Here is a 25,583-nt window from a genome sequence, read left to right on the forward strand (position 1 = left end):
AAAAGGGCCGCTATATGTCCCGTTGCGAAAGTCCAATGTCAGGGGCTTGCATACGCCATTACAACGTAGGCACGGGGTTATAGCGACCCTTCAAATATAGCAGAGCTATCAAAGGGTAGCAAAACCAAAAACCGTCTGTGGGTTAACGTACCCATAACACTATAACTTTCGCGAAGGCTAAATTATGAAAAATAAAACATTTTCAAATTGTTTTTAATGCCAGAGATAAAATAAAATATCGAGCATTTTAAATTGCAATATTGGTTTGTTAATTTGCAATATATCAGAGTATACTTGTTCATAAGTGGTTATATTTTAGTGTATTAAATTTATTTTATCCTATTTAAGTTTTTTGTAATTCAATAATGTTAGTGTAGCTTTATGAAATGTATTATCAGCAAAATATTTGTATTTATGCTTTTTTCAAAGCTTATATTCTATATTACTGGCGAGGCTTTCCCAATTAGTTTTAGCGGTAGCAATGAGAGAAATGTAAAAATCTTACCTTCACTAGTTATTGGAGTAGTTGATCTGGGAAATAATAATGCATATAATCAATACGGATGGAGCAGTGTGAAACCTGTAGTGGTAAATGAAAATCAGTTATATGTGGTAGACTTTCCCGAATGTATCTGGTGGGCTAGGGTGGATGAGAACTCATGGCCTGAATCGGACGGCGAATTGAATCAGACGGAAGATGAGTCTTGGCTGTGGGAGCCGGAAAAATATGGTCTGCTTATTTTTGGAGAAGAGTTCAGGAATAGGATTAATCAAATTTACTTGTTTTAATTCCTGAAGCGATTTTCGCAACTCATAAAAAAATACGAGAATAATAAGTGTAATATGTACGTTTATAAAAGATTTCTTGCTTCGTGTACATGCAATTTCGCAAGTCAGAATTTAGTCAAAATAGCGATAATGAGGGGTCGAGGACGCCCGCATGATAAATAGGTCGGAAAGGACCCATGCATGTTATTTATGTCATACATAAGGCGTGATCTCGGTGTTAGTGGAACTAATCACTTTCTTATAGATCGCGTCTCTACGGGCCTAAAATCAATTCTCATTCTGCGCTCTAGGAGCATGATTGCCGATAATATAAAAGCTGCCGGGCCAATGAGTAGATTTCTCACTAACCCGGCATACTGTCATAGTATTACCGTTTACCGTCTGCCTAAAACTTCCGCTAGGACTTGGGGTAGGTTTTCGTATTCTGTCTCGCCCGGTGGGGTACCGATTTTGAATAACCAGCTATCAGACCAGGTAACGTAGGGGATAGACATTCTGACCCTTCTATTAAACTTAATATTGGCTTTTAGGCATACTTCTTCCATCCCATACCTAAAACCGCGCCGGTAAAATATTTCTTCTTTACGCGTTGTCGGCGGTAAAACTTTCCGTCCACTTGCATATACCTCTAATGATTCTTGGTTAGCTTGGAGTATATGATCAATGTTTTTCTTTAACGGTCTAAGTTTTTCCGCAAAGGTCACAAATCCATCGTAATAGCCCGCATTCCAAAACGCTGCTTCGCGAGTTGAAGTGTTGCGATCAAGGTATCCATCAATTTCGTTCTTTTCATTTTTCCACATGAGATAATAATCACCTAGTCCTAAATACTTCATAAACGGGTAAAAAACATCATTATAATTTCGAAAGAAAAGATAGAATTCCCAATTAACAGATTTAGCCGTTTGTTCTTTAAGATTTGCAACAATGGCACTAAACTCGTCAATGTATTCTTCCTTTACTCCACTGGCGAACATAAGTTGTTCATAATACCGGACCCGGTTTAAATATTTCTCTATATTGGTAAACAGCTTTTTAAGTTCTCTGTTATTGGGGATTTTAGCCTGCATTTGAGTTGAAAATTAAAGATTATTACTATAAACATGATCTGGCTCGATTTCGGGATTAATGTAAGTTTTCCTCCCATTAATTTAAAACCTTACGGCCCCCGTATACGTGTCTGCTGTCGGATCTTCATGGCTGGAAAGAATAAATAGCTAACTGATCCTCTGCGACTCCCAGCATCTTCGCCCATTCCGCCCGACGCGGACTTAATACTAATCGAAGAGACTCTTTCTCTCTGGGTTTGGCGTCCCATAATGCCGGGTAACCAAGATCAAAATCCGGCGACTTTTCTAGTCTTAATATGGTAGAATGTTTGTTGGGTCCGGCAGGGGCTTTTAGTTGGATCTCTCGGAAGTCCTTCGGGTCAAACTTTAGCAGGTAGTCTGCTAGGTCAAATCCTTGTTTTCGCTCCTCTGGTGTGGCTATTTTTTCGAGAAGGTCCGAAACTACTACCTTCGCAATCTGAGCGATTCCGGTAGCCTTTTCCTTCCATTTCTCGTAACCGTTCAGGTCGGGGAACAAGTAAATCTGACGGCCTCTCAACGCACTGCAACGCTCTCGACTCAGTAAGCTTAAACCACCCGACGCTATCCAGATAAATTGCGGAAAATAGATACCTGCAACCAGTGCGGTTTTTTCGCTTTCGACAACAGCAACCGGCGCTTTAGGACGTGTTTTCAATAAATGTTCACCAAAAAAGCATTGGCGGAGATGATAAGGTTTTTCTCCTACCTTATTGTGCCACCAGTCGATTTGACCACTTCCGTCCGCTCTTTTTCTACGCCGACCGGTCCTAGCATCATATGCCATAATTTTGGCTGTGCGGACTCGACCCTGAGCGTCAATCTGGGGAAAGATGGTGGCTCCCGGCCAGCGGTTTGAGGTACCAATGAAATAAGCGCCGATCAGATTACTGACTATCCGTTGATCATATCGACTCTGAAAAAACTGGATTAAATGGTTGGTTTCGTATCCTCGCAGACTCTCTTTCAGTTTATCCAGGGGAATTGTCGATATTAGACCCGGCGCAGAGACCGTTGGCTGTAGTCTAGGTCGCCGTAGCCAAACCTGATCTGACGCTGGGTTTTCCCCGAAAAAGAGTCGAGGTGTAACATGATAACCACAATTCACCTCCCGGTCACAGCGTCCAATGTGTTCCGCTAAAGTCTCGCCAGTACCCGAATCTATGTAACGGCTAAACTTCCGAGGTGTCTGGCAAGCAGGGCATGTGTAGCGACTCGCCGGACCTTTATAGGGTTCTAGGATATATTGCACGGACATGATTTTTAGATTTGTTGGAGTGAAAAAGGATACTGGTAATGGTAATGGGTATATATAGGGTTTACCAGTTACCAGCATCCGTTTTACCTGTATTATACTCGCTCGGCTAGTTGATAAAAATGATTCTTACCATCCTTCACACTGCCATCCAACCGCATAGGGCATAGGGCGACCATGTTGATCCTGGAGAACTGGCCCCTGTTGCTCGATGTCTTTCAGCCTGTCACGGATCGTTTTGTCAGAGGCTGAAAATTCTTTCATCAGATCTTTGACCAGGTCACCTTTCGCTATGGGCCCTTCTGCCAATAGACTCTCGATTTTTTCAATCAGGTCTTCCTGGCTAGCCTTTTGTTTGCGATTGTTGATGTGTTCGGCAATGGCCCCACTGCTGGCCAGGGTGAGTCCTTTTGCTTCGGGACTATATTGTAGGTATATCGGTTCGGGTCGTTTCCCTCGACGCAGTTTCAGAAAGCGTAATCGAATCAATTCACCCTCATTTCCTGCCGAATCCCCTTCGAAACCAATTTGCATCACTGTGCTGGCTTTGTTGATGGCTTCTGTTCCGGTATGACCTCGGGCCTTCTCGGAGCCGGGGTTCTCGTGAATTATTAGCACGAAGGTGGAGTTGTAGCGGTCGCAGAGATTACCAATAAAATCAAATAACTGCATGGCCTGCTGGTCATCATTAAAGCTGCTCACGCAGTCGGTGACCACGTCCAGAAATACCATCAGATGGTTGGTGGTTTGCTGGCGAACGTGTCCGACAAAAGCCTCGGAGGCTGGTAATCGATCGGGACGCAACACGTCTTTGATGCTGGTATATCGAAAATTGGGTATCGACTCGGAGAGATTGTACCCGGCTTTTATTTTGATGGTCTGAATGGCATTGGGAAGCTCCTCTGTTAAGTTACGTTCGGTATCGATATAGCAGACGGTAACCGGCTGGCACTCGTTGCGCTCAAAGCCCAGAGGGTGGGCAGTCCAGCCCTCCTTTTTAAGAAACAGGACGGCCAGACTCTCGCCCAATCGGGACTTGTGGGAACCGTGTCGCCCCTGGATGACATTGATGGTGCCGGGCCCGATCAGGTGCACACCCTGCCAACTCACCAAGGGAGGACTGAATACCACTTCCTGCCGGGACAACTCATCGAGTTTTCGTTCCCGCTCCAGCATGGCGGGTAACAAGTCGGCGGTGGTTTTGCTGGATCGATTCTGGCGAGTGCCGATAGGAATCGAGGGTTGAATATCATTGATAAAATCCTGCGGGGTTAACGGGCTAGTCCGTTCAAGGGAGGCAAAATCAAAGCTGGGAGTTAGGCCGGGGTCGGTTTCATTTTCCAGCGTTTCGGGACGGAGGTCTGTGCTGTTAATCTCCATCACTTACGCCCGTTTCTTCGTTGACAGATACGTGTTTACCTCCGCGTCGATTTCCGCGTTTGTTTTCCGGCGTCCGGATCTTGCCCAGTCGAGCAATTCAGGTTTAGAGAAATAAAGCCGTTTGCGCTTTTTTTGGTGTGGGACCTCACGACGATGGACTAGTCCATAAATGGTAGTCACCGACAAATCTAGGATTTCAGCGGCCTGATGGATAGTAATTAGTTTGTCCTCTTCTGGGACACATGACGGCTTGGTTTCCATTAGTAGAGACTCAAGACGGTCAACTTTGGAGAGTAGCTGAGCGATTGCCGAAGGTAGCTGCTCGAAGGTGATAGTGCACATATAACAATTGTTTAATTGAAAATATGTGCAATCTATCATTTGTTGTTATACACGTCCTATGGCTGTGTATAAGACGTGTATAAGTTTTTTTTTGTGATGATATTACTTTGCTCGATTCCGTGAATGTGGTAAAGGGGGGAGCCACTCAAATACGCAAAGTCTGTCCTCTTTCTTGGGGTGGTTTCGAGTGAAGCCCTGCCTGACGCTGTCCGCATTTACGGGCTTTAATGTACCAGAGGAGTCGAGACAACAGAAGGCATGACTTACCCAATTACTAATTTCAGTTTTCTCTCCACTGATCTTTCGCGAAAACTCCAATCGTGCAAAGAGGTCGGACAATCGGTTTTGACGGCCTTTAAAGTGTAATGGATTATTAACAACTAATCCTTTAAAAAGCTGTTCTAAGGTGGAGTGCTGATCGGGCGGGAAAAATTTGGATAGACATTCGCAAAGCTGAGCCACCTCACCATCGTCAAGCTGAAAAACAACGGGTGGTATTGTTGGCTCTATTTGGTCAATAGGTTTTGATTGAACAAAGGGGAGACCAGGATCATTATATTCAGGAATCTTACCACCCTCCTCGATTTCAACCTGTTCTTTCTCGGCTTTGTATTTTTTTAGCAACCACTTTTGTAAATGGCTCCCCTCACCAAAACCCCCTACCCTAGAACTGTTCAACCAAAAATGTAGATACTGAACGTGGGTTCTCGCTGGCTCTTTAACAAGAGAGGCCAGTTCGGGCAAGATTTCATTTTGGATTATGTCGATTTGAGCTTTTAGTATTGGGTCCATCGCAAAAGAACTATTATAGTTTTAATTTAATCCGCTCCGAAGCATCTTGTTTTTTCTGATCCACGATTTTGGCGTAGATCTGGGTGGTTTTCAACTCCCGATGTCCCAGCAGCTTGGATACCGTATAAATGTCGGTTCCTTCTGTCAGTTGCAGTGTGGCATACGTATGGCGGAAACAATGGAATGTGATGTTTTTCGTAATTCCTGCATTCTTGATCCACTGCTTTAATAGCCGATTGTTGTAAGCGGAATAGGACAGGTCTGGGAACACTCGGCTATTAGGTTCACCACGTTGACCCAGTAGTTCGTGTGCCTGCTCAGGAATCGGTAGTACCTCAACTCCCTGGGTCTTTTGCTGGCGGAACTGAACACTGTATTTGCCATTCGCCGATTGTCTTACTTCACTCCAAGTTAGATTTTCAATGTCCGAAAACCGTAGTCCCGTCAGTGCCGAAAATATGGCGGCTACTTTCAGCACGGGCATAGCACACTCCGTACTGGCTACAGCCTGCAATTCCTCTAATGTTAGAAATTCCCGGCTTGTTTCTTCCGGCTTAATCGACGCCGCTCTCGCATTTATATCTGTACCTAATAAACCATCGCTAAAAGCATCCTTTAGCGCGGATTTGAACTTATTGAAATAGGAGAGGGCTGAATTGATAGCTAATAGATCGCCGTTACGCCGATTAGGAGCAGACAATAAAAATTCACGAAATTCCGAGCATTTCTTTACCGTGAGGTCCGACATTTTGATGGTGCCGCCTGTGAACGCTTCCAGGTAAGCCAGGGCACTCGTCCAGTTGTCCTGATTACTGCCACTTCGTTTAGCAACCTGCTGTTTGAAATAAGCGACAAAACACGTTTTACGCTGCCGGTCGGACAAAAAACCGTATGCACCCTGCTGGACGTCGATCTGGCGTTTGGCCCGTATACCCTCGGCTAACGAAATCGTTTCTTTGTTTTGATCCTTATCAACGATAGTTTTGGGCTTATTGAACACATAGAGACCCAGAAACTCCCGGCGTGTCGGTTTACCGGTATCGGGATGCGGTATGGCAGGGTAAAAATCAAGGTAGAGGCTTGAACGCCCATCGCTAATCGGTTTCCTGCGTAGTTTGACCTTTATCATAACTCTGGAGTGTAATTAATTAGAAGTTCATCGATTCGGAACTTAGGTACATAGGCATAGATACCCTTATACTGTTTGGGGATTTCATTACGGCGAATCAGGTTATACAAGGCGCTGTCTGAAATGGCGTATTTCTCGATGACTTCTTTCATGGTGTAACACTCTGATAAGGGAAAAGGGGTCGGTGCAGGCTTAGGATTGGGCTTCGGATGCTCGAATAAACGATCAATATCTGAACGACGAATAACGCTACGGCGACTTAATTTAACGAATAATAGTTCGCCCCGTTCATTCATCCGGTACAGAGTCCGGCGGCTAATGCGTACCAGGCGGGCCGTTTCATCAATTGTCAAATACTCCTGCTTACGCAGGTCTTCAACTGGCTTAGCTTTAATCCGTTTTACCTGTTCATTATTGGCTTCGATCTTGGAGGATCGTTGTCGGGCCTTGTACGCCCGCTTAGCACAAGCATCGCTGCACGTTTTGGTTACCGTCGTGCGGGCTTCGAACTCTTTTCCACATTGTTCACAAATGCGGTTAATACGAAGGTTTGAACTCATATGTCAGTAGTTGTCAATACGTGTCTATAAAAGACATTACGTGTCAGTATGTGCCATATTTTCGCTCAAAAAACGAGCTATTGCGGTTAGCTCGTTTTTGGGGTACAACTAAGGTACAAATTATTGCTGAACATCCAACTAATACTGCTGAACATCTAATAGTATTTAGCTTCTATTTACTATTTAAATAGCCTTTAAATGATGATTTAATGATACATGTTCATGTATTCATTATTGAAGTTACTTTCCGATACAGAACTTACTAAAAATCGTTGCCAGCAAATCATCCGTGGTGATTTCGCCCGTCAATTCGCCGAGGTGATGGAGGGCGTCGCGGAGTTCGAGGGCGATCCAGTCCTGCGTCGTGCCTTCATCAAGGCCATCGAGGACGCGGAGGAGGGCCGCGTCGGTTTGGGTAAGGTGTTCGAAATGGCGCAGATTCGTGACCACCGTACTGCCCGGAATGGCATTGGTCTTCACAAAACCGATCAGCCGTTGGGCCATTTTGTCCAGGTTTTTACCGGTGTTGGCCTGAATCAAGACGAGTTCTTTCCCAAAACGAAGCCGCCATTCGGTCATTTCGGCCTCGGTTAGTTTATCCATTTTATTGCCAACCAGTAGATACGGAATCGTCCGGTTTTTCAGGTCGGCTTCCATTTCGGCGATTTCGGTCAGAGCGGTTTCGGCGGCATCGAAGAGGTAAACGATGATGGCGGCTTTGTCCATCTGCTGTCTGGTCCGTTCCACCCCGATGGCTTCGATGGTGTCGGTGGCTTCGCGGAGTCCGGCCGTGTCGATGAGCCGAAACCGGATGCCGTCGAGGAACAAGTCGTCTTCGATCACATCGCGGGTCGTACCGGGAATGTCCGAAACGATGGCTTTTTCTTCGTTCAGCAGGGCATTCAGCAAGGTCGATTTTCCGGCATTGGGTTTTCCGGCAATCACCGTCGCCACGCCATTTTTAATGGCATTCCCGACCGAAAACGAGTCGATCAGGGGCCGCAATACGCGCTGAATGGACACTACGAGTTTGCGCAGATCATCACGTTTGGCAAATTCCACATCTTCCTCCCCGAAATCCAGTTCCAGTTCGATCAATGCCGCAAATTCGACCAGCTGCTGCCGCAGGGCCTTCAACTGCCGGGAAAAACCGCCCCGGAGTTGCGTCAGCGCAGCCCGGTGCGTGGCTTCAGAATCGGCGGCAATGAGGTCGGCAACGGCTTCAGCCTGCACCAGATCAAACTGCCCGTTCAGAAACGCCCGCTGCGTAAACTCGCCCGGTTGCGCCATCCGTACGCCTTCTTTCAGCAATAATCGCAAAATCTGCCGGATCACATAATCGGAACCGTGGCAGGAAATTTCGACCACGTCTTCTTTCGTAAACGACGACGGACTGCGGAAAATCGAGATCAATACCTCATCGATGATCGTGTTTTCCGAATCCCGGATGGTGCCGAAATGAACCGTGTGCGACGGTTGCAGCGTGAGATCCTTGCCGCGAAAAATCCGGCTGGTTAGCCCGATGGCGTCGATGCCCGAAACGCGAATAACCGCAATGGCTCCAATGCCGGGCGCGGTCGCCAAAGCCGCAATCGGTTCCTGTTGTAGAATAGTCATTTATAACTCTGATAAACCCTGATGTTCTCTGATAAGCTCTGATTAACAATGAGTTATTTCTCAGGGTGGATCAGAGGGAATCAGGGTTTATCAGGGATTGTAGGGCAATAGTTTGGGGAAAATGGGCAATGAATTGGCCAGTCCGACCAGCCTTTTTTCCAGCGGAACAGCGGGAATATCGAGCAGATCGGCCAGTTCATCGCCGAGAAAGAAACGCATTTGGGCCGCCGGGAGGTTCCGCAAGGCGGGCGGAGACAGATTTTCGAGTGCCTGAAGCAGTGAATGCGTCAGCCCTTTTCCGGCTTCTGAGGGCCGAAATTGCCGCCGGGTGATCGTGCGTTCGAGGTGAAACGCTTCCCGCCGGTTTTGGGGTAAAAGCTCTTCCGAAACGCCCAGAAAATAACCGGCTACGTTGATCTGGTGCAGGTAAGCGTCCTCTTCTTCTTCGGTCATGGGAATACCGGTTTTTCGCAAACCGCGCACCACAATGTACGAGAACGCGAGGTTGGTAGCGGCCATGTCTTCCTGATTGATCGGATAACCCCAGTCATTGTTCCACTGACCACTTTGCAGGGTAAACCAGCGGATGGCTGCGTGCAACAGGCGGATTTTCAACGTCCGGCGAATGGCTTTAGCGGTTTCCCACTCCCGCTTTTTCATGATTCCAAACACCCATTCACCGGTTTCTTCCAGCCGCTTGTGCGTATCGTTGTGAATCCGTTGCGACATCCAGAGCACCCGGGCGCCATCCGCTCCCGCGTAGCAATACGGCAACGAATAACATCCCAGCGTTAAGCCAACGGCTACTTTATTTTTTTGAAAAAACCGCATGGCGAGTTCCATTTGTCGCGGGTTGGCCCAGTCGGGGAGGTGCGTTTGGGTACGCATGAAGTCCTGAACTGCCGGGTGTTGACGGCTCTCGTCCCAATCAGCGGTATTGCCCAGCCAGCGCATCAGCAAACCGATTCCTTCGCGGCCGCCCTGAGCCGCAACCAACGCAATAACGGCGTCGGCGGCAGCATCGCCCTGTTGCCGGTAGCGGTTTAACCTTTCATCCGAAAATGTGCGGGTGGAATTGACGGTTTTTAGCATACGTGCACGGACTAACGTCCGTGATTATACAAATCAATGGCGATTACAAAATACGGACGTTAGTCCATCGGTACATTAAATCGTATCCCGGTGTACCGTATCAACCGGCGCGGGCTGCGATTGTTGCGGAGACGGGGTTTGTGGAACTGCCTGATTCGGGTAAACCGGTTGCCCCGGCACGCCATAGTGGTATTGGGGGTCCACAATTTCGACGCCCGTTACAAAATACTTGGTTTCGCCGTTCCAGGGAAGTTTGACCAGTTTTTCTTCGTAATGCAAGGTCACGCGCTGACCGGTTTTGACGGCCTGATTGATTTGCTGGGCCACTGAATCGTCTTTTACCGAAAAATCGAAATACTGCGGAGTGAGTGAACCGGTTTCGCCCGAAAAACCGCCGACATTCAGAACGCCTTCCCAGGTTTTAAAAACAAAGCCCCGGCGGCTGTATTTGGATATGGTACCGGCACGTTCGCCGTCGCTATAGCTCCAGGCCGTCAGGTAATACACAATACCGAAAATAACAAGCAGAAAAATAAAAGGTATCAGAAAACGTCTCATGGAATAAGGACCTGTTTGATTTGATTGACATACAAATGAACACGTTGTGGGTTGCAATTGCAATCCGGCTTACTTGGAACGGATGGCAATGACCGGGTCCATGCGCGCAGCAACCAGCGCCGGAAGTATCCCGGAAACGGTACCGATAATGCTCGATACACCCAAACCCAGCATGATGTTGGCGGGTGACAAAATAATCACCAGACTTCCCAGCTTCATAAATGACAACAAATAAACGAGCAAGATGCCGACGCCACCGCCAATTAAACTTAAAAAAACCGCTTCAAACAGAAACTGGAACAGAATAACGTAATTCTTGGCGCCCAATGACTTCTGAATTCCGATCAGATTCGTGCGTTCTTTTACCGACACGAACATAATGTTGGCAATACCGAAACCACCGACCAGAATCGAGAAACTACCGATTACCCAACCGGCTACCGTCAAAACGGCAAACAGGCCGGAAATGGCCTTGGCGGCCGCATCGGGACGATTGATCGCAAAATTGTCCTCTTCGACCGGTTTCAGGCCGCGCCGGGCGCGCATCAATCCCCGGATTTCGCTTTCCAGTTCGAGCAGTCCTTCGTCCTGATCAAAACCTTTCACCGCGATATCGATGCTCGGATAAACGGAGTGGTACATTTTGGCAAAAGCGCCGATCGGAATGAGGCATTTGTCGTCGGGATTGCCGCCAAAGTTGAGCAGACTTTCGCCCTTGCGCTCCTGTACGCCAATGACAATGTATTTCAACCCATTCAGTTTGAACTCTTTCCCAACCGGGTCCTGGCCCGGAAACAGCGTTTCGGCAATGTCGGCGCCGATGATGGAAACATTGCGGGCGGCATCGATTTCCTGCTGGGAAAAATACCGTCCCTGAACCACCGGCACATCCGAAATCTTGTTGTAATCCATTGACGTGCCCTGAATCAGTGCCTGAAGGCTGTTATTGCCGTTTTTGACCGTCACCTGACCGCGAAAATCCATCGCAACAACCGCCTGGGCGGTTTCCAGATTTTCGGCCAGAAACTTGTATTCTTTCAGGCTGGGTTCGGGGCGCTGGAAGTATTTCCACCATTGAAACTCGCCCCCAAAGATCCAAGGCCATTTCTGAACGTATACCACCTTGTCGCCGATGCCCGACAAACTCTCTTTGATATTCCGTTCCAGCGAATCGACAATCGTGAAAACCGCAATGATGGCGAAGATACCGATGGTGACGCCCAGCAGCGAGAGCGTGGTTCGGAGAAGGTTCGAGCGCAGAGCCTGCCACGCAAACCGGAAGCTTTCGTACGTCTGACGGATGAATTTCACGGGATTGACGGTTTATTTCGATTAAAGGTATCAGACCATTCGGAATCTACCAAACGATTTGAAAGCGAAGGTAGTTTCAGCGGATGTTTGGTTAGTTTTTGTAGATTAGTGGTTTACGACTCGCCGAGACTGACGCTTTTATGAAAAAGGTAACTCATTCTTTCCATAGTACAATTCTCCTCTTTCTGGTGCTTTTGGGCGCCTGCCGAACGGGCCAAAAGTCGCCGGGCGTGGGCCGGAGCTCCGGGGTTTATCAGTATGAAAATGAGAAGAAAACCGCTGCTCCGCGCCGAACGGGTCCGTATTATTCGGATCGTCAGGCCGTAACCGGGAAAAACGGAATGGTTGCTTCGGCGCATCCCGAGGCTTCGAAAGTAGGCGTTGCGATTTTGAAAGCTGGGGGCAACGCCGTCGATGCTGCGGTGGCCGTTCAGTTTGCGCTGGCAGTTGTTTATCCGGGGGCGGGCAACATCGGCGGGGGCGGTTTTATGGTCTATCGGGAGAAAACCGGCCAGGCTTACACGCTCGATTACCGCGAAAAAGGACCCGAAAAAGCGCACAAAGATATGTACCTGGATTCGGCAAAAAATGTCATTCCGCAGTTGAGCCTGACGGGGCATCTGGCGAGCGGGGTTCCGGGATCGGTGGACGGTATGGTGGAAGCGCACCGGCGGTTTGGCAAGCTAAGTTGGGCGCAGGTCTTGCAACCCGCCATCGACCTGGCCGAAAAAGGCGTGGCCCTGACTGAACGCGAAGCTCTGGGACTGAACCGCACCAAAAAGTCATTTTTGCGGGTCAATCCCGATAAACGGTATTTCATGAAAGCCGATACGACGGACTGGAAAACCGGTGAATGGCTGATTCAGAAGGATTTGGGGCAAACGCTCCGCCGGATTCAGGAACAGGGTCGGGCTGGTTTTTACGAGGGCGAAACCGCTCGTTTGCTGGCCGCCGAAATGCAGCGCGGGGGGGGTATCATTACCGAAAATGATCTGAAGAACTACCATGCCGTCTGGCGCGATCCGTTGGTTGGCTCGTTCCGCGACTACAAAATCATTACGATGCCGCCAACGTCGAGCGGGGGGGTAGCTTTGTTGCAATTGTTACGGTTGGTGGAACCGTATCCGCTGCGGAAATGGGGCTGGAACAGCGATTCGACGGTGCAGGTAATGATCGAAGCCGAACGTCGGGTGTATGCCGACCGCGCTAAGTTTCTGGGCGATCCGGATTTTGTGAAAGTACCGGTTGAGCAGCTGATCGACAAAGCGTATTTGCAAACCCGGTGGTCTGATTTTACTTTTGCCAGAGCAACGGATTCCCGGAATGTAAAAGGCGGGATGTTACCGGGGTACGAAAGTCTGGAAACCACGCATTTTTCGGTGGTCGATCAGGAAGGCAACGCGGTTTCAATCACCACCACGCTGAACGGCGGTTACGGCAGCCGGGTGGTGGTGAACGGGGCCGGTTTTCTGATGAACAACGAAATGGACGATTTCAGCATCAAACCGGGCGTGCCGAATATGTTCGGACTGATTGGAAATCAGGCGAATGCCGTTGCACCGGGCAAGCGGATGCTGTCGTCGATGACCCCGACGATTGTGGAACAGGACGGAAAACTGTACATGGTGGTAGGAACTCCCGGCGGTTCAACGATCATCACCTCGGTGTACCAAACGATCCTGAACGTGCTGGAATTTGGCATGAGCATGCAGCAATCGGTCAACGCGCTAAAGTTTCATCACCAGTGGCTGCCCGACAAAACCACGTTTGAAGAAGGGGCTTTTTCGGAAGAAACCGTTCGGAAGCTACAATCGCGGGGCTATATGCTGGAGCAGCTAACCAATTCGCTGGGGCGGATGGATTGCATTCTGCGCCGGCCCGATGGCAGCCTTGAAGGCGCTTCCGACCCGCGGGCCGATGATACATCGGTGGGGTATTGAAAAATTTAAACCTTGCAGGCCGAAAACCGGTTTTTATCAAAACCACGTTAAGCTATTGATTTACAATCATGAAAACGAAATTCCTCTCTCTGCTCATTCTGTGTTTCATCGGTGCCAATGTCTGGGCACAGGCCACTAAAAATACCGCTGCGATCGCGGATGCCCGCAAGCGGCTGACGCAGATTTACGAAAAAGACCAGAAAGAACGCTCGGCATATGACGCCATCGAACGCCAATACGGCTGGGGCGCGAAAGAAGCACAGGACGCCCGGCAGAAAATCAAGGATATGGACAAAGAACACCTGGTCGAAGTGGAGAAAATCATTTCCCAGGTAGGCGGTTATCCGGGCAAAAGTGTGGTCGGGCAGCCGCTGGATCAGGTGGCTTTTTTGATCATTCAGCACAGTACGGATCGGGCGATTCACGAAAAATACCTGCCGATGGTGACGGAGGCCGCTCAAAAAGGCGAATTGGACAAAGCCGGGGTGGCTTTTCTGACCGATCAGGTAAAAGTTCAGAAGAAAGAAAAACAGGTGTATGGTACCCAGATTCACATCAACAATAAAGGTCAGAAAGATGTGTATCCGATTGAAGATGAGGCCAATGTCGATCAGCGTCGCAAGCAGATGGAACTGGAGCCGATGTCGGCGTATCTGGCCCGGATGGGGGTGAAGAAGTAACGGTTTTCGGCGAGGAAACCACTTGAGAAATTTGCCTGAGTGAAGGGTTTTTGCCGCTTGAAACCGGTGCCGGTTCGTCAGAAAAAAAGGTTTTTGACGAACCGCTCCAATCCAAAGCAGAACTCTTCGCGTAGGTATCAACAACTTCACAATATGTGTGGAGGAGTTATAATTAATTTCTCAACATCATGGAAAACTCCCCTTTGCAACGTAAAACGGGATTAACCGGGCTGATTTTTGAGCCGGTTAAGCGACGGTTTTTTCTGCGAATTGCCGGTGTCTCGGTAATCACCTCCACCGCTTTGCTTTCAGCCTGTAATAAAGACGACGACATGTCTCCCGTGGCCGACGGCGCGGTCGATTTGGGAAAGGACGATACCGGCATCCTGAATTATGCCTACGCCCTGGAGCAACTGGAAGCGGCTTTTTATACGCAGGTCGTTAAAACCCCTTATGCCAGCATGCCGGCGGCTGAACTGCAACTGCTGACCGACATCCGGGATCATGAAATTGCGCACCGCGAATTTCTGAAAGCGGCCCTGGGAGCAGCGGCTATTCCGGCGCTGGAAGTCAATTTTTCGGCCATCACCTTCACCGATCGCGCCAGTGTCCTGGGCGCTGCCAAAACGTTTGAAGATCTCGGCGTGTCGGCCTACAATGGCGCGGGTAAGTTCATTATGAACAAGGATTATTTACTGCTGGCCGGAAAAATCGTTTCGGTCGAGGCCCGTCACGCTGCCGCTATCCGCGATTTGCTCAATCCAAAAACCGCTGATTTTGCGCCCGATGCCCTCATCGATGGCAATGGTCTGGAGAAAGTCAACGACTTCAATACGGTATTGACTGCGGCTCAGCCCTTCATCAAGACGATCATCAGTGGAATGAATCTCCCAACCAAATAAGCCCTGAGAACCCATGAATTTGTTTGATATTTTTGGAAAACTGGAAAAAGTTGACCCGGAGCTTGGCGAACGCGTCAGTTTCAATCGCCGGAAAATGTTCGGCCAGCTAACCTCACTGGCGGTTTCGGCGGTGCCGGTAGCTGCGGCTACGTTGCTCACCAAATCGTATGCCGGTCCAAAAGATGCCATTACCGATGTGCTGAATTACGCCCTGACACTGGAATACCTGGAGAATAAGTTTTATGCGACGGCACTGGCTTCCACCGTGATTCCGGCGGCTGATAAGGCGGTTTTTACGCAGATTGGCAAACACGAACAACAACACGTTGCTTTTTTGAAGGGCGCTCTGGCCGCCAATGCCGCAGCAGAACCCACCTTTGATTTTACGGCCAAAGGCACATTCAAGGATGTTTTTACGAACTACCAAACGTTTCTGGCCTTGTCACAAGCTTTTGAAGACACGGGTGTTCGGGCCTACAAAGGGCAGGCTACGGCGTTGATGGCCGATGATGCTTTGCTGACCTATGCCTTGCAGATTCACGCCGTTGAAGCCCGTCATGCTTCGGTTGTGCGCCGGTTGCGCGGCCAGAAAGGCTGGATTACCAATAACGACGGCGGAGGAACACCAGCCGCAATTTATTCGGGTGAAGACAATGTCATGCAGGGAACTGTCGATATTACGATGCTTGAATTAATGGCGGGAACGAAAATTAGCAAAAACGCGGCTACGGAAGCGTTTGACGAACCCCTGTCGATGGAGCAGGTGTTGCCGGTTGCCAAATTGTTCATTGTGTAAATTGACTGTATGAAAATGAAAAAGGAAACTGAACCGCTCAGTTTCCTTTTTTGCATTACGGGAAAGCGGTTTTAAAACTTTCCGTGGTTTTTGGCGATTTCCAGCAGCTCCGGAATGCCGGGCGTGGAAACGTCTTCCGGTGATTCAAATTTAAAATGCCTCAGCAGTTTGCCGGTTCCTTTTAGCAAACCATTGGGGTCGGGCAACTGGGTGCCGTAGTTGAAGCCCAGATTGACGCTTGAGGAGAGCGGAGCGATGTAACAGATTTCATCCGACATACGGGGTCCGGTTCCGTACGTAATGGTTTTGTAGCCGGTGTGCACCGATTCGTGTGCTTCCGGCAGGATGCTTCGTACCAACTCCCGAACCTTGAGAGCAAGGTCACGAACTTCGGGTTTGTAGTCGGCCAGGAAGGTTTCAACGGGTTTTGTCATACGCGGGTTTAGTTTGGTAAAACTACAGTTTATCCAAAAAAAGTGCAATAATCGCGCCGATATTAATTGTTTAATACAACAAAATCTCGTTTAGAGGCTTCAGGAGACCGTTTATAGCGCTATTCGCTGGATAACGATTCGATTCGCGGAATAAAAGTGATTTTCTGGTTTTCGGATAAAAACCGGTCGGGCAGGTAAGGAGCGGCAGCGTGACTTATGCGTTGATTTTACCGATCACTTCGCCGAAGCTGACTTCGTCATCGCCCGCCCATCCACGAAAAATAACCGTGTCACCGTTGTGCAGGAATGTTCGGGTTTCGCCGTTCGGAAGTGTCAGCGGCCGGTTTCCATTCCAGGACAATTCAAGTAATGAACCGTAACTATCTGGTGATGAACCTGAAATGGTTCCGGTGGCCAGCAGGTCGCCGACGTTCAGGTTGCAACCGTTGACCGTGTGGTGGGCAATCATCTGGGCCGCATTCCAGTAGAGGTGACAGGTATTGGTCCGGCTGATTACGATTTCCTGCGGATTTCCGGGCGTTTTTAAGACTACTTCCAGTTCGATGTCAAAGTGCTTTTTTCCGGTTGATTGCAGATAAGGCAGCGGAGTTGGTTCCTGTTTGGGGCCGTCGATGCGAAACCGGTCAAGTGCTTCCAGGGGAACGACCCAGGGTGAAATGGAAGACACAAAATTCTTGCCCAGAAAAGGGCCCAACGGCTGGTATTCCCAGCGTTGAATATCGCGCGCCGACCAGTCGTTGAACAAAACCAGACCAAAAATGTGCGACTCTGCTTCGTCAACCAAAACCGGTTCGCCCAGTTTCGACGGTTTTCCGATCACGATTCCCAACTCCAGTTCAAAATCCAGCGCCCTCGACGGCCCGAAAACCGGTTGCTGATCCGGGCCTAAAAACTGCCCGTTGGGGCGCTTGATCGGTGTTCCGGAAACCACGATGGACGAAGCCCGGCCGTGATAGGCCACCGGCAGATGCTTCCAGTTGGGCAATAACGGTTCGGCCTGCGGCCGAAACATGCGGCCGACATTGCTGGCGTGTTCTTCGCTGGCGTAAAAATCGGTGTAATCGCCAATGCGAATCGGCAGGTGAAGCGTCGCCGATGCTGCGTCGATGAAGACAAAATCGCCGAAACCGTCGAGCGGTTTTTCGGGATCATTCAGCAACTCGATCAGCCGTTTCCGAACGGCCTGGCAGGCGGTTTTTCCCAGTTCCATAAAGTCGTTCAGAACCGGTTTGGTAAAAACCGCAAGGTCAATTTCCAGGTCATCGAAAAAAGCGAGCCGACCGACCATGTCCAGATCAAGAATCTGATTACCAAGTTGTACGCCAACGCGCGGGCTGGAACCTGCGGTGCTGAATATGCCGTAGGGAAGCGTCATTCACTGATGTTATTGTAAATCGAATCCATAATCCGGACAAAATGCCGGTAATCTTCCTCGCTGAGGTCGCCCCAGCCTTTCCGCCGGATATCGACCACCGTGGGCAGTACTTCGTCGTATTTGGCCTGACCTTCGGGCGTCAGAAAAATCAGGAATTTCCGGCGGTCGTCTTCGGCCATGCGCCGTTCGGTTAGGCCTTTTTTGCAGAGTAAATCGATCATCCGGGTGACGGTCGGGGCATCTTTCGTGGTCAGGTCGGCCAGCACGTTCTGACTGATGCCGGGATTGCGGTAGAGGTGATCGATGAGTACCCATTGATCGACCGTCAGATCAAAACCGGTTTCGTTGAACTGCTTCTGAAGCGCATTCCGAATCTTTTTAATGGTCGTGTCAATCTTAAAAAAGTAAGCCCGGTGATCGGAAGGATGCGTCATTCGTCAGTTAGCCGTTAACAGGTTCTTTGGTCACAAGGCAATGCCCCGTGACAAATCCAACTGCAAAAGTAGTCCAAACTAACTGACTAACAATTCTTCGAGCTTCCCTTCAATTTCCGGGATGGAATGGTAGAGCTGCTCAAACGAGTCGATCACGAAATACCGATCCTGAAACCGGTCGATCACATACGGCGTTCGCAGCAGCGTTCCAACGTCGTACGGAACGCGTTCGGGTTGCGGACTCGACAGGCTGTACGACGTTTCGCCGGTGGAAGACAAAATGCCTCCGCCGTAAATCCGCAGCCGATCGCGACCCGAGCCCGCAGGCTCCTGAATCAGCCCGAATTCGACCGTGTACCAATACAGCCGCGAAATCATTTCGATGGCTTCCGGATGATCGACGTGCGCCAGTGCAATTCGGCTTAGAGCGGCCAGAAAATCACAAAACGCCTGATTCGACAGCATCGGAACGTGCCCGAAGGTGTCGTGAAACATGTCCGGTTCCTGCAAATACTCCAGTTGTTCGCGCCGACGTAACCAGGTGGTAGCCGGAAAGTTGCGGTTTTGCATCAGTTCAAAAAAATCCCGGTTGGAGATCAACCCCGGCACCGCCGAAACCCGCCAGTTGGTTAGTCGCAGCAGGCGCGGGTTCAGTTCCTTCTCAAAGTTCGGAATGTGATCCGCCACAAAACCAACCTGCCCGATTCCATCCAGATACTCCTGGCTGGCTTTGCCCGGCAACAACTTCATCTGCCGCTCAAACAGCAACCGCCAAACGGCCTGGTCGTCGGCGGTGTAGGTGTGATATGCTTGGCTCATGATTTTATAGTTTACGGTTTCCAGTTTACGGGTTTTGCCGGGCCACCGAAACGCCGGCCCGGCGAAACCCGTAAACTGAAAACCGGTCACAATGTACCTCGAAGTTCCTGTTCGTGTTCGATGGCTTCGAAGAGGGCTTTGAAATTGCCTTTTCCGAATGATTTGGCCCCTTTTCGCTGGATGATCTCGAAAAACAGCGTCGGGCGGGGCCCGACCGGTTTGGTGAAAATCTGGAGCAGATAGCCTTCGTCGTCGCGGTCGACCAGAATGCCGAGCGAGCGTAGTGCGTTCATTTCCTCGTCGATGTGGCCTACGCGGCCGAGCAGGTCGTCATAGTAGGTGTCCGGTACTTTCAGGAATTCGACGCTCCGGTCGCGCAAATCCGTTACGGTTTTTACGATGTCGTCCGTCGCCACGGCGATGTGCTGGATGCCCGGCCCGCCGTAAAAATCCAGGTATTCTTCCACTTGCGACTTCTTTTTACCCTCGGCCGGTTCGTTGATCGGGAATTTGATGCGCCCGTTGCCGTTACTCATGACTTTACTCATTAAGGCCGTATAATCGGTCGAAATGTCTTTGTCATCGAACGAAACCAACTGATTGAATCCCATGACGTTGGCATAAAAACTGACCCAGGTGTTCATTTCGTTCCAGCCCACATTACCGACCATGTGATCGACGTATTTCAGACCCACATCCTCCGGTTGATACTCGGGTTGCCAGGCTTGATAACCGGGCAGGAAAACGCCCTTGTACTGGCTCCGCTCCACAAAAATATGCACGGTGTCGCCGTAGGTGTGAATTCCCGACCGAACCACAAAACCGTTGGTATCCTCCTCGCGCGCGGGAACCATGAAAGGAGCGGCTCCCCGGCTAACGGTTTCTTCGAACGCACTCGTTGCGTCGTCGACCCACAACGCCACTACCCGAACACCGTCGCCGTGTTTGTCGATGTGCTGGCCGATTTCGGTGCCGCCGTGCAGGGGCGAGGTCAGCACCAGCCGGATTTTTCCCTGCACCACGACGTAGGATTCGCAATCCCGCCAACCGGTTTCCAGTCCGGCATGGGCCAGTGGCTGAAACCCGAACGCCGTCTGAAAATAATGCGCCGACTGCCGGGCGTTGGCGACGTACAACTCAATGTAATCGGTACCGTTGAGCGGTAAAAAGTCGATTTTTGAATCTGAAACCGGTTTTGTTTCCGGTAATTCCAACGTTTCCATAGGTGTTGATGAGTTATTCTATCCAGGATTTGTAATACTTTCCATCGTCAATTTGCAGGCCCGCTTCCGTCAGCATCAGCGGGCGGAACGTATCGACCATCACGGCATATTCCTGCGTTTCTTTCTTGCCAATACTCCGTTCCATCGCACCGGGGTGCGGCCCGTGCGGAATCCCGCCCGGATGCAGTGTGATGTGGCCCGGCGCAATGTCGTTGCGACTCATAAAATCGCCGTCGACGTAATAAATCACTTCGTCGGAGTCGATGTTGGAATGGTTGTAGGGGGCCGGAATGGCTTTCGGGTGATAATCGTACAGCCGCGGACAGAACGAGCAGACCACAAACGCGTCGGTCTGAAACGTCTGGTGCACCGGCGGTGGCTGGTGGACGCGTCCCGTAATGGGCTCAAAATTAAAAATGGAAAAACCGTACGGGAAATTGTAGCCGTCCCAACCCACGACATCGAACGGGTGCGTGGCATACACCAGCGAATGAAGTGCCCCCTGTTTCTTGATCTTGATCAGAAAATCGCCGGCTTCGTCGTGGGTTTCGAGGTTTTGCGGGCGTTTGATATCACGCTCGCAAAAGGGTGAATGCTCGAGCAACTGGCCAAACTGGTTTCGATACCGTTTGGGCGTATAAATCGGGGAGTGCGACTCCACATACAACAAACGCGGCTGGGTACCTGCGTCAAACTCGATCTGGTAGATCATGCCGCGCGGAATGACCAGATAATCACCGTATTCGAACGGAATGGTGCCCAGTAAAGTGCGGAGTTTTCCCGAACCCCGGTGGATGAACAGCAGTTCGTCGGCGTCGGCGTTCTTGTAAAAATAGTCGGTCGTGGAACGGGTTGGGGCAGCTAATCCGATTAGTACATCTTTATTTAGTAATAAAGGCACACGGCTTTCCAGAAAATCGGCCTGCACGGGTTCCAGATTGAAACCGATCAGTTTGCGCGAAAGAATGTTCTTTTCGACGGCCAAAACCGGCGTTGTGTCCACACTTCCCAGCACGGCTTTCACCATTGTGGGCCGGTGAACGTGGTAGAGCAGCGACGACATGCCTTCGAAACCAATGGTGCCGAACAATTGCTCGTAATACAGATTCACGGCCCCGGCCGGCCCCGGCGGTTTTTCAAACTGCGTGTGCCGTTTGGGCGGAATTTGACCTAAGGTATGGTAAAATGGCATGGCGCTGGCGGAATTTAGGCGTATAATACTTGCTTTACTAATTATTGTTTTACTTACAATTATAACGTCAATTATTGAATATATTGAACAATTTCAGGAATAAATTTTCTTATAAACTGATTTTATGGATTTTTCGGACCTAAAAAGCATTTAATGAAAACCGCTATAGAGACCAAGCTGCATTTCCTTATTTTTGCCCGCGCTTAGCACCTTTATTGATTTATCATCTGAAAACGAACCTGATGCAACCCACACTTCTGATTTTGGCCGCCGGTATTGGCAGCCGCTACGGTGGAATCAAACAACTGGATCAATTTGGTCCGAACGGTGAAACGATCATCGACTATTCCTTGTATGATGCCATTCGGGCCGGTTTTGGCAAAGTCGTATTCATCATCCGCGAAGAATTGCGAAAAGATTTTGAAGCTATTTTTCTGCCGAAACTGGCGGGTAAAATTGAAGTGGATTTTGCCATTCAGGCGCTGAATTCCTACGTGCCGGACGAGTTGGGGGCTATTCAGCGGACCAAACCGTGGGGAACGGGCCACGCGATGCTGTGTGCCTGGGAGCAAACCGATACGCCGTTTGCGGTGATCAACGCCGATGATTTTTACGGGCAGGAAGCGTTTCAGATTCTGGCCGATTTCCTGGTAAACAACACCGAGGAAGATTTGCATTCACTAGTGGGCTACGAAGTTCAGAATACGCTGTCGGACTACGGTTCGGTTTCGCGGGGCGTCTGCGACCTGAATGCGGATGAAACGCTGTCGTCGGTTATCGAGCGCACCAAGATTTACCGGCAGTCTGAAGGAGACAATGTTGGTGAGATCGTATTTGAAGAGTCGGATGGTTTAACGGTATTGGCCCCCGAAACGCCGGTTTCGATGAATTTCTGGGGATTCAAACCGGCGGTTTTTCCGCAGGCTCAGGAGCAGTTTGCGGAGTATGCACGGGCTAATTTTAATTCGCCGAAAGCCGAATTTTATATTCCGACCATTATGACGAATCTGATCCACCGCAACCAGGGCCGGTGTAAAGTATTCCGCAGTCGCTCGGAATGGTTTGGGGTGACGTACCCTGAAGACAAGCCGCTGGTTCAGGCTTCATTCAAACGACTGCACGACGAAGGAAAGTACCCTTCAAACTTATGGTAGTTTTTGAAAATCAGTACCATTTCCGAGCGAGCTAACTTTATTTTAACCCTGAAAATCGGAAAATTGGCTTTGATTACGACAAAATAAGATAATTTCTGTGGTTAAATTCAAAAAACCGCAAAAGCCCGAAACCGCCCGTTTCGGGCTTTTTTCATTCCCGGACGAATGAATTGTACTTTTTTATAAAACCTGGTATTTCTCCGGGAAAAATGGCATTTCACTATTTAAAGTATTAGTAGTAAACAACCGTAAAGTATTGTATTTTGGTAAGTTTTACCTTCAAATTATAAACAACTTTTCGGTTCTTAACAATTTGGTAATTGACTTGTATTCAATGTTGTATAAATTTGTATCAACAAAGGAGTTGACAAGGATTGAGTAAGGTAAGCATTTAGTTTATTGTACTATATCAAGTGTCTGAATACAACCTGTAGAAAAACCATGAAAACGAATTTTGTAAATAATAATGTCAAGTTGGGCCTGGCGATGCTGGCCGCAACGACGCTGTTGGCAGTTGCTCCTTCATCAGCAAACGCCCGTGTACTGGATGGCCCGAAAGCTGAAGTAAAAGCATCTGGCGTTTCGATCCGGGAAGTTGGTAACCTGAAATTCAAAGTATCGGTCAATCAACCGATTGATGATAAAATTGTGGTTTCAATTGTTGACGATTCGAACAACAAACTGTACCACGGAACGCTGGCCAAGGCTGATCAATCGGGTCGCGTGTATGACTTCTCGCAATTGGCGGACGGCAAATATGTCATTGAAGTATCGTTTGGCAAAGAGAAAGTTTCTCAGTCATTCGCCATCAAAACGCAAGTGAGCCGTGTGGTTCTGGCGCGGAACTAAGCCCCTGGGCCTTTCCGCTCTTCCCCACTAATTCTCGTCCACCTTTGTAAAAATCGGAACCGATCAGGCTTTTAAACCTGATCGGTTCCGATTTTTTTGACGATTGCCCGTTGACGAAAGACTATGGTCAATCGTCGATCGTCGATGGTCATTAACACCTCACCCTTCCCAGATCACCATCTCTTCCCGCTCAAACCAGGGTTGCAGGTGGGGTTCGTAGCGCGATTCGATGATTCTGCGTTTTATTTTGAGTGAGGGTGTCATCATGTCGTTGTCGACCGTCCACGGTTCTTTCACGATGACGGCTTTTTTGACCCGCTGGTAAGTGTGCAGATTCGGATTCAGGGCTTTAATGGTTTCTTCCAGGCTTTGCGAAACCACGTTCTTGTCGGCTTTCAAACCGGTTTCCGACAATACAATGAGGGCGATCGGCTGCGGCAACTGCTGCACGGCCACGCAGATTTGGTCGACAAAGGTATTATCCGCAAAACCGGTTTCAATCTGCGCCGGAGCAACAAACTCGCCTTTCGTGGTTTTGTAGATTTCCTTGACCCGACCGGTTATTGTTAAAAAACCGTCGTCATCCAACTTGCCAACGTCGCCGGTATGGAGCCAACCGTCGGAGTCCAGAGCCGCGGCAGTCATTTCCGGTTCGCGGAAATAGCCCCGCATCGTCCAATCGGAACGGGTCAACAATTCACCCGTAACCGGATCGAACTTGACCTGAATCCCACTGTAAAGCATCCCGACGGTGCCGTCTTTGATGACATTAGCGTGCATCAGCGACACCACGCCGAGATTCTCGGTCATACCGTAAGCTTCCTGAATCGTAATGCCCAGTTGCCGAAACCACCGGATCAGGGCCACCGGCGTCGGAGCGGCTCCCGTCAGAATGATTCGGGCGTCGTTCAGGCCGAGCGCCGTGCGCAATTTTCGTTTAATGAAACCGGAAATCAGCGGGATTTTTAACAATTGGTCGAGTCGCCCCTGCGGTATTTTGGCTAGAATGTTTTGCTGAAATTTGAGCCAGATGCGCGGAACGCCCAGAAAATGCGTTGGTCGGGCGACCGCGAGGTTTCGGGCAAACGTGGCCATTGATTCGACAAAATACACCGTGCCGCCCGTAATGAGGCTGAGGGCTTCCACTATGTTCCGTTCGGCAACGTGACAAAGCGGCAGATACGAAAAAAAACGGGGGTCAGGCACATCGATGCCCATCAGCGGCTTGGTCGAGTCGATGGCGCTGATCATGGCTTTGTACGGCATCATCACGCCTTTTGGACTTCCCGTCGTACCGGACGTATACACAATGGTAAATAAATCGTCGGAATGGGGTTGCGGATTATCCGTCATGGGTTCAAACCGGGCCAGAATATCATCCCACTGCGCGTGATCCGGGTCGGGCGGGGCGGCCGAAACGAGGGGCGGAAAGGCAATGCAATGCATGGTTTTCGGCACACCGACTTTCATCTCAGCCCATTTATCCAATTTCCCCACGAATAATACCTCACAACCGCTATGACTGACAACTTGATGCAACTGGCTGGCAGTCAGGGTCGGATAAAACGGAACCGAAACGTGACCGCTCAGCAAAATGGCCAGATCGGCAATGATCCAGTGGGCACAGTTTTTCGAGATAAGACCAATGTTACTTTTTGGGGGAAGATTGAGCGAATTCAGGTAGGATGCCAACGTGCGGGCCTGTTTTCCAACTTCGCGCCAGGTATAGTCGCGATATCGGTCGTCTTCGGGCTGCCGCAGGTAGACTTTTTTGGGTTGTTGTTGCTCCCAATAATAGAAATAGTCAAGCAGCGTCTGTCCTTTTCGGAAATCAGAGCGTAGCGTATTCAT

25 protein-coding genes are annotated in these 25,583 nt (G+C 49.6%); 7 read left to right on the plus strand and 18 right to left on the minus strand.

Going from position 1 to position 25,583, the window contains the following annotated elements:
* Positions 1 to 381: 381 nt before the first annotated feature.
* A complete protein-coding gene (locus tag EHT25_RS16345; protein WP_124876220.1) occupies positions 382 to 789 on the plus strand; it encodes a hypothetical protein in 408 nt (135 codons plus the stop codon).
* A 374-nt stretch (positions 790 to 1,163) separates the two neighbouring features.
* On the opposite strand, the gene EHT25_RS16350 is transcribed toward EHT25_RS16345, so the two are convergent.
* The 11 genes from EHT25_RS16350 to EHT25_RS16400 all read right to left on the minus strand — a co-directional run bounded on the left by EHT25_RS16350 (position 1,164) and on the right by EHT25_RS16400 (position 11,913).
* Positions 1,164 to 1,859 carry a hypothetical protein gene (locus tag EHT25_RS16350; RefSeq protein ID WP_124876221.1) on the minus strand — a complete coding sequence of 232 codons (696 nt, stop codon included), beginning with the start codon at positions 1,857 to 1,859 and terminating at the stop codon, positions 1,164 to 1,166.
* Positions 1,860 to 1,983: 124 nt separating this feature from the next.
* Positions 1,984 to 3,213 (minus strand): DUF6371 domain-containing protein, encoded by a 1,230-nt coding sequence (locus EHT25_RS32985; protein WP_310588754.1) that lies wholly within the window; start codon positions 3,211 to 3,213, stop codon positions 1,984 to 1,986.
* A gap of 48 nt (positions 3,214 to 3,261) precedes the next feature.
* Positions 3,262 to 4,512 carry a hypothetical protein gene (locus EHT25_RS16360; RefSeq protein ID WP_124876223.1) on the minus strand — a complete coding sequence of 417 codons (1,251 nt, stop codon included), beginning with the start codon at positions 4,510 to 4,512 and terminating at the stop codon, positions 3,262 to 3,264.
* 3 nt (positions 4,513 to 4,515) lie between these two features.
* Positions 4,516 to 4,893 (minus strand): helix-turn-helix domain-containing protein, encoded by a 378-nt coding sequence (locus EHT25_RS33475; protein ID WP_374756164.1) that lies wholly within the window; start codon positions 4,891 to 4,893, stop codon positions 4,516 to 4,518.
* A gap of 63 nt (positions 4,894 to 4,956) precedes the next feature.
* Entirely contained in the window at positions 4,957 to 5,646 is a 690-nt protein-coding gene (locus EHT25_RS16370; RefSeq protein ID WP_124876225.1) for a hypothetical protein, read from the minus strand.
* 13 nt (positions 5,647 to 5,659) lie between these two features.
* Entirely contained in the window at positions 5,660 to 6,775 is a 1,116-nt protein-coding gene (locus EHT25_RS16375) for a site-specific integrase (RefSeq protein ID WP_124876226.1), read from the minus strand.
* Positions 6,772 to 7,335: a helix-turn-helix domain-containing protein gene (locus EHT25_RS16380; protein ID WP_124876227.1), complete on the minus strand. Its 564-nt coding sequence runs from the start codon at positions 7,333 to 7,335 to the stop codon at positions 6,772 to 6,774. Before EHT25_RS16380 ends, EHT25_RS16375 begins: the two co-directional genes overlap by 4 nt.
* A 240-nt stretch (positions 7,336 to 7,575) precedes the next feature.
* Positions 7,576 to 8,952, minus strand: a complete 1,377-nt coding sequence (mnmE, locus tag EHT25_RS16385; RefSeq protein WP_124876228.1) for a tRNA uridine-5-carboxymethylaminomethyl(34) synthesis GTPase MnmE — start codon at positions 8,950 to 8,952, stop codon at positions 7,576 to 7,578.
* A 90-nt stretch (positions 8,953 to 9,042) separates the two neighbouring features.
* Positions 9,043 to 10,044, minus strand: coding sequence for an oxygenase MpaB family protein (locus EHT25_RS16390; protein WP_124876229.1), 1,002 nt, complete (start codon positions 10,042 to 10,044; stop codon positions 9,043 to 9,045).
* Positions 10,045 to 10,119: 75 nt separating this feature from the next.
* Positions 10,120 to 10,602, minus strand: coding sequence for a DUF8785 domain-containing protein (locus tag EHT25_RS16395; RefSeq protein ID WP_124876230.1), 483 nt, complete (start codon positions 10,600 to 10,602; stop codon positions 10,120 to 10,122).
* Positions 10,603 to 10,671: 69 nt separating this feature from the next.
* Positions 10,672 to 11,913 carry an ABC transporter permease gene (locus tag EHT25_RS16400; protein WP_124876231.1) on the minus strand — a complete coding sequence of 414 codons (1,242 nt, stop codon included), beginning with the start codon at positions 11,911 to 11,913 and terminating at the stop codon, positions 10,672 to 10,674.
* Between the two features lie 140 nt (positions 11,914 to 12,053).
* Here EHT25_RS16400 and ggt point away from each other — a divergent pair, with 140 nt between their 5' ends.
* From ggt to EHT25_RS16420, 4 genes are all read left to right on the plus strand, one after another.
* The gene (gene ggt / locus EHT25_RS16405; protein WP_124876232.1) at positions 12,054 to 13,853 is read left to right on the plus strand and encodes a gamma-glutamyltransferase; all 1,800 of its coding nucleotides are present in this window, start codon (positions 12,054 to 12,056) and stop codon (positions 13,851 to 13,853) included.
* A 68-nt stretch (positions 13,854 to 13,921) separates the two neighbouring features.
* Entirely contained in the window at positions 13,922 to 14,533 is a 612-nt protein-coding gene (locus EHT25_RS16410) for a DUF6624 domain-containing protein (protein ID WP_124876233.1), read from the plus strand.
* Positions 14,534 to 14,721: 188 nt separating this feature from the next.
* Positions 14,722 to 15,435, plus strand: a complete 714-nt coding sequence (locus tag EHT25_RS16415) for a ferritin-like domain-containing protein (RefSeq protein ID WP_124876234.1) — start codon at positions 14,722 to 14,724, stop codon at positions 15,433 to 15,435.
* 13 nt (positions 15,436 to 15,448) lie between these two features.
* Positions 15,449 to 16,231 carry a ferritin-like domain-containing protein gene (locus EHT25_RS16420; RefSeq protein WP_124876235.1) on the plus strand — a complete coding sequence of 261 codons (783 nt, stop codon included), beginning with the start codon at positions 15,449 to 15,451 and terminating at the stop codon, positions 16,229 to 16,231.
* Positions 16,232 to 16,302: 71 nt separating this feature from the next.
* Here EHT25_RS16420 and EHT25_RS16425 read toward each other — a convergent pair whose 3' ends face one another.
* The 6 genes from EHT25_RS16425 to EHT25_RS16450 all read right to left on the minus strand — a co-directional run bounded on the left by EHT25_RS16425 (position 16,303) and on the right by EHT25_RS16450 (position 21,729).
* Positions 16,303 to 16,665, minus strand: a complete 363-nt coding sequence (locus tag EHT25_RS16425) for a DUF1801 domain-containing protein (RefSeq protein WP_124876236.1) — start codon at positions 16,663 to 16,665, stop codon at positions 16,303 to 16,305.
* Positions 16,666 to 16,879: 214 nt separating this feature from the next.
* Positions 16,880 to 18,061 carry a fumarylacetoacetase gene (fahA, locus tag EHT25_RS16430; protein WP_124876237.1) on the minus strand — a complete coding sequence of 394 codons (1,182 nt, stop codon included), beginning with the start codon at positions 18,059 to 18,061 and terminating at the stop codon, positions 16,880 to 16,882.
* The gene (locus EHT25_RS16435) at positions 18,058 to 18,495 is read right to left on the minus strand and encodes a MarR family winged helix-turn-helix transcriptional regulator (RefSeq protein WP_124876238.1); all 438 of its coding nucleotides are present in this window, start codon (positions 18,493 to 18,495) and stop codon (positions 18,058 to 18,060) included. The genes fahA and EHT25_RS16435 overlap by 4 nt, the downstream gene beginning before the upstream one ends.
* A gap of 78 nt (positions 18,496 to 18,573) precedes the next feature.
* Positions 18,574 to 19,404 (minus strand): phenylalanine 4-monooxygenase, encoded by an 831-nt coding sequence (gene phhA, locus EHT25_RS16440; protein ID WP_124876239.1) that lies wholly within the window; start codon positions 19,402 to 19,404, stop codon positions 18,574 to 18,576.
* Positions 19,401 to 20,537, minus strand: a complete 1,137-nt coding sequence (gene hppD / locus EHT25_RS16445; RefSeq protein WP_124876240.1) for a 4-hydroxyphenylpyruvate dioxygenase — start codon at positions 20,535 to 20,537, stop codon at positions 19,401 to 19,403. Before hppD ends, phhA begins: the two co-directional genes overlap by 4 nt.
* 13 nt (positions 20,538 to 20,550) lie before the next feature.
* Positions 20,551 to 21,729, minus strand: a complete 1,179-nt coding sequence (locus EHT25_RS16450; RefSeq protein ID WP_124876241.1) for a homogentisate 1,2-dioxygenase — start codon at positions 21,727 to 21,729, stop codon at positions 20,551 to 20,553.
* Positions 21,730 to 21,971: 242 nt separating this feature from the next.
* On the opposite strand from EHT25_RS16450, the gene EHT25_RS16455 reads away from it, so the two are divergent.
* Both EHT25_RS16455 and EHT25_RS16460 read left to right on the plus strand, forming a co-directional pair.
* Positions 21,972 to 22,883, plus strand: coding sequence for a nucleotidyltransferase family protein (locus EHT25_RS16455; RefSeq protein ID WP_124876242.1), 912 nt, complete (start codon positions 21,972 to 21,974; stop codon positions 22,881 to 22,883).
* 441 nt (positions 22,884 to 23,324) lie between these two features.
* On the plus strand, positions 23,325 to 23,732 hold the full coding sequence (locus EHT25_RS16460; protein ID WP_124876243.1) for a T9SS type A sorting domain-containing protein: 408 nt from the start codon (positions 23,325 to 23,327) through the stop codon (positions 23,730 to 23,732).
* Between the two features lie 159 nt (positions 23,733 to 23,891).
* Here the strand turns inward: EHT25_RS16460 and EHT25_RS16465 are convergent, their stop codons facing one another.
* Positions 23,892 to 25,583 (minus strand): AMP-binding protein, encoded by a 1,692-nt coding sequence (locus tag EHT25_RS16465; RefSeq protein WP_124876244.1) that lies wholly within the window; start codon positions 25,581 to 25,583, stop codon positions 23,892 to 23,894.

The organism is Larkinella rosea (genome assembly GCF_003858635.1).
Lineage (GTDB): Bacteria > Bacteroidota > Bacteroidia > Cytophagales > Spirosomataceae > Larkinella > Larkinella rosea.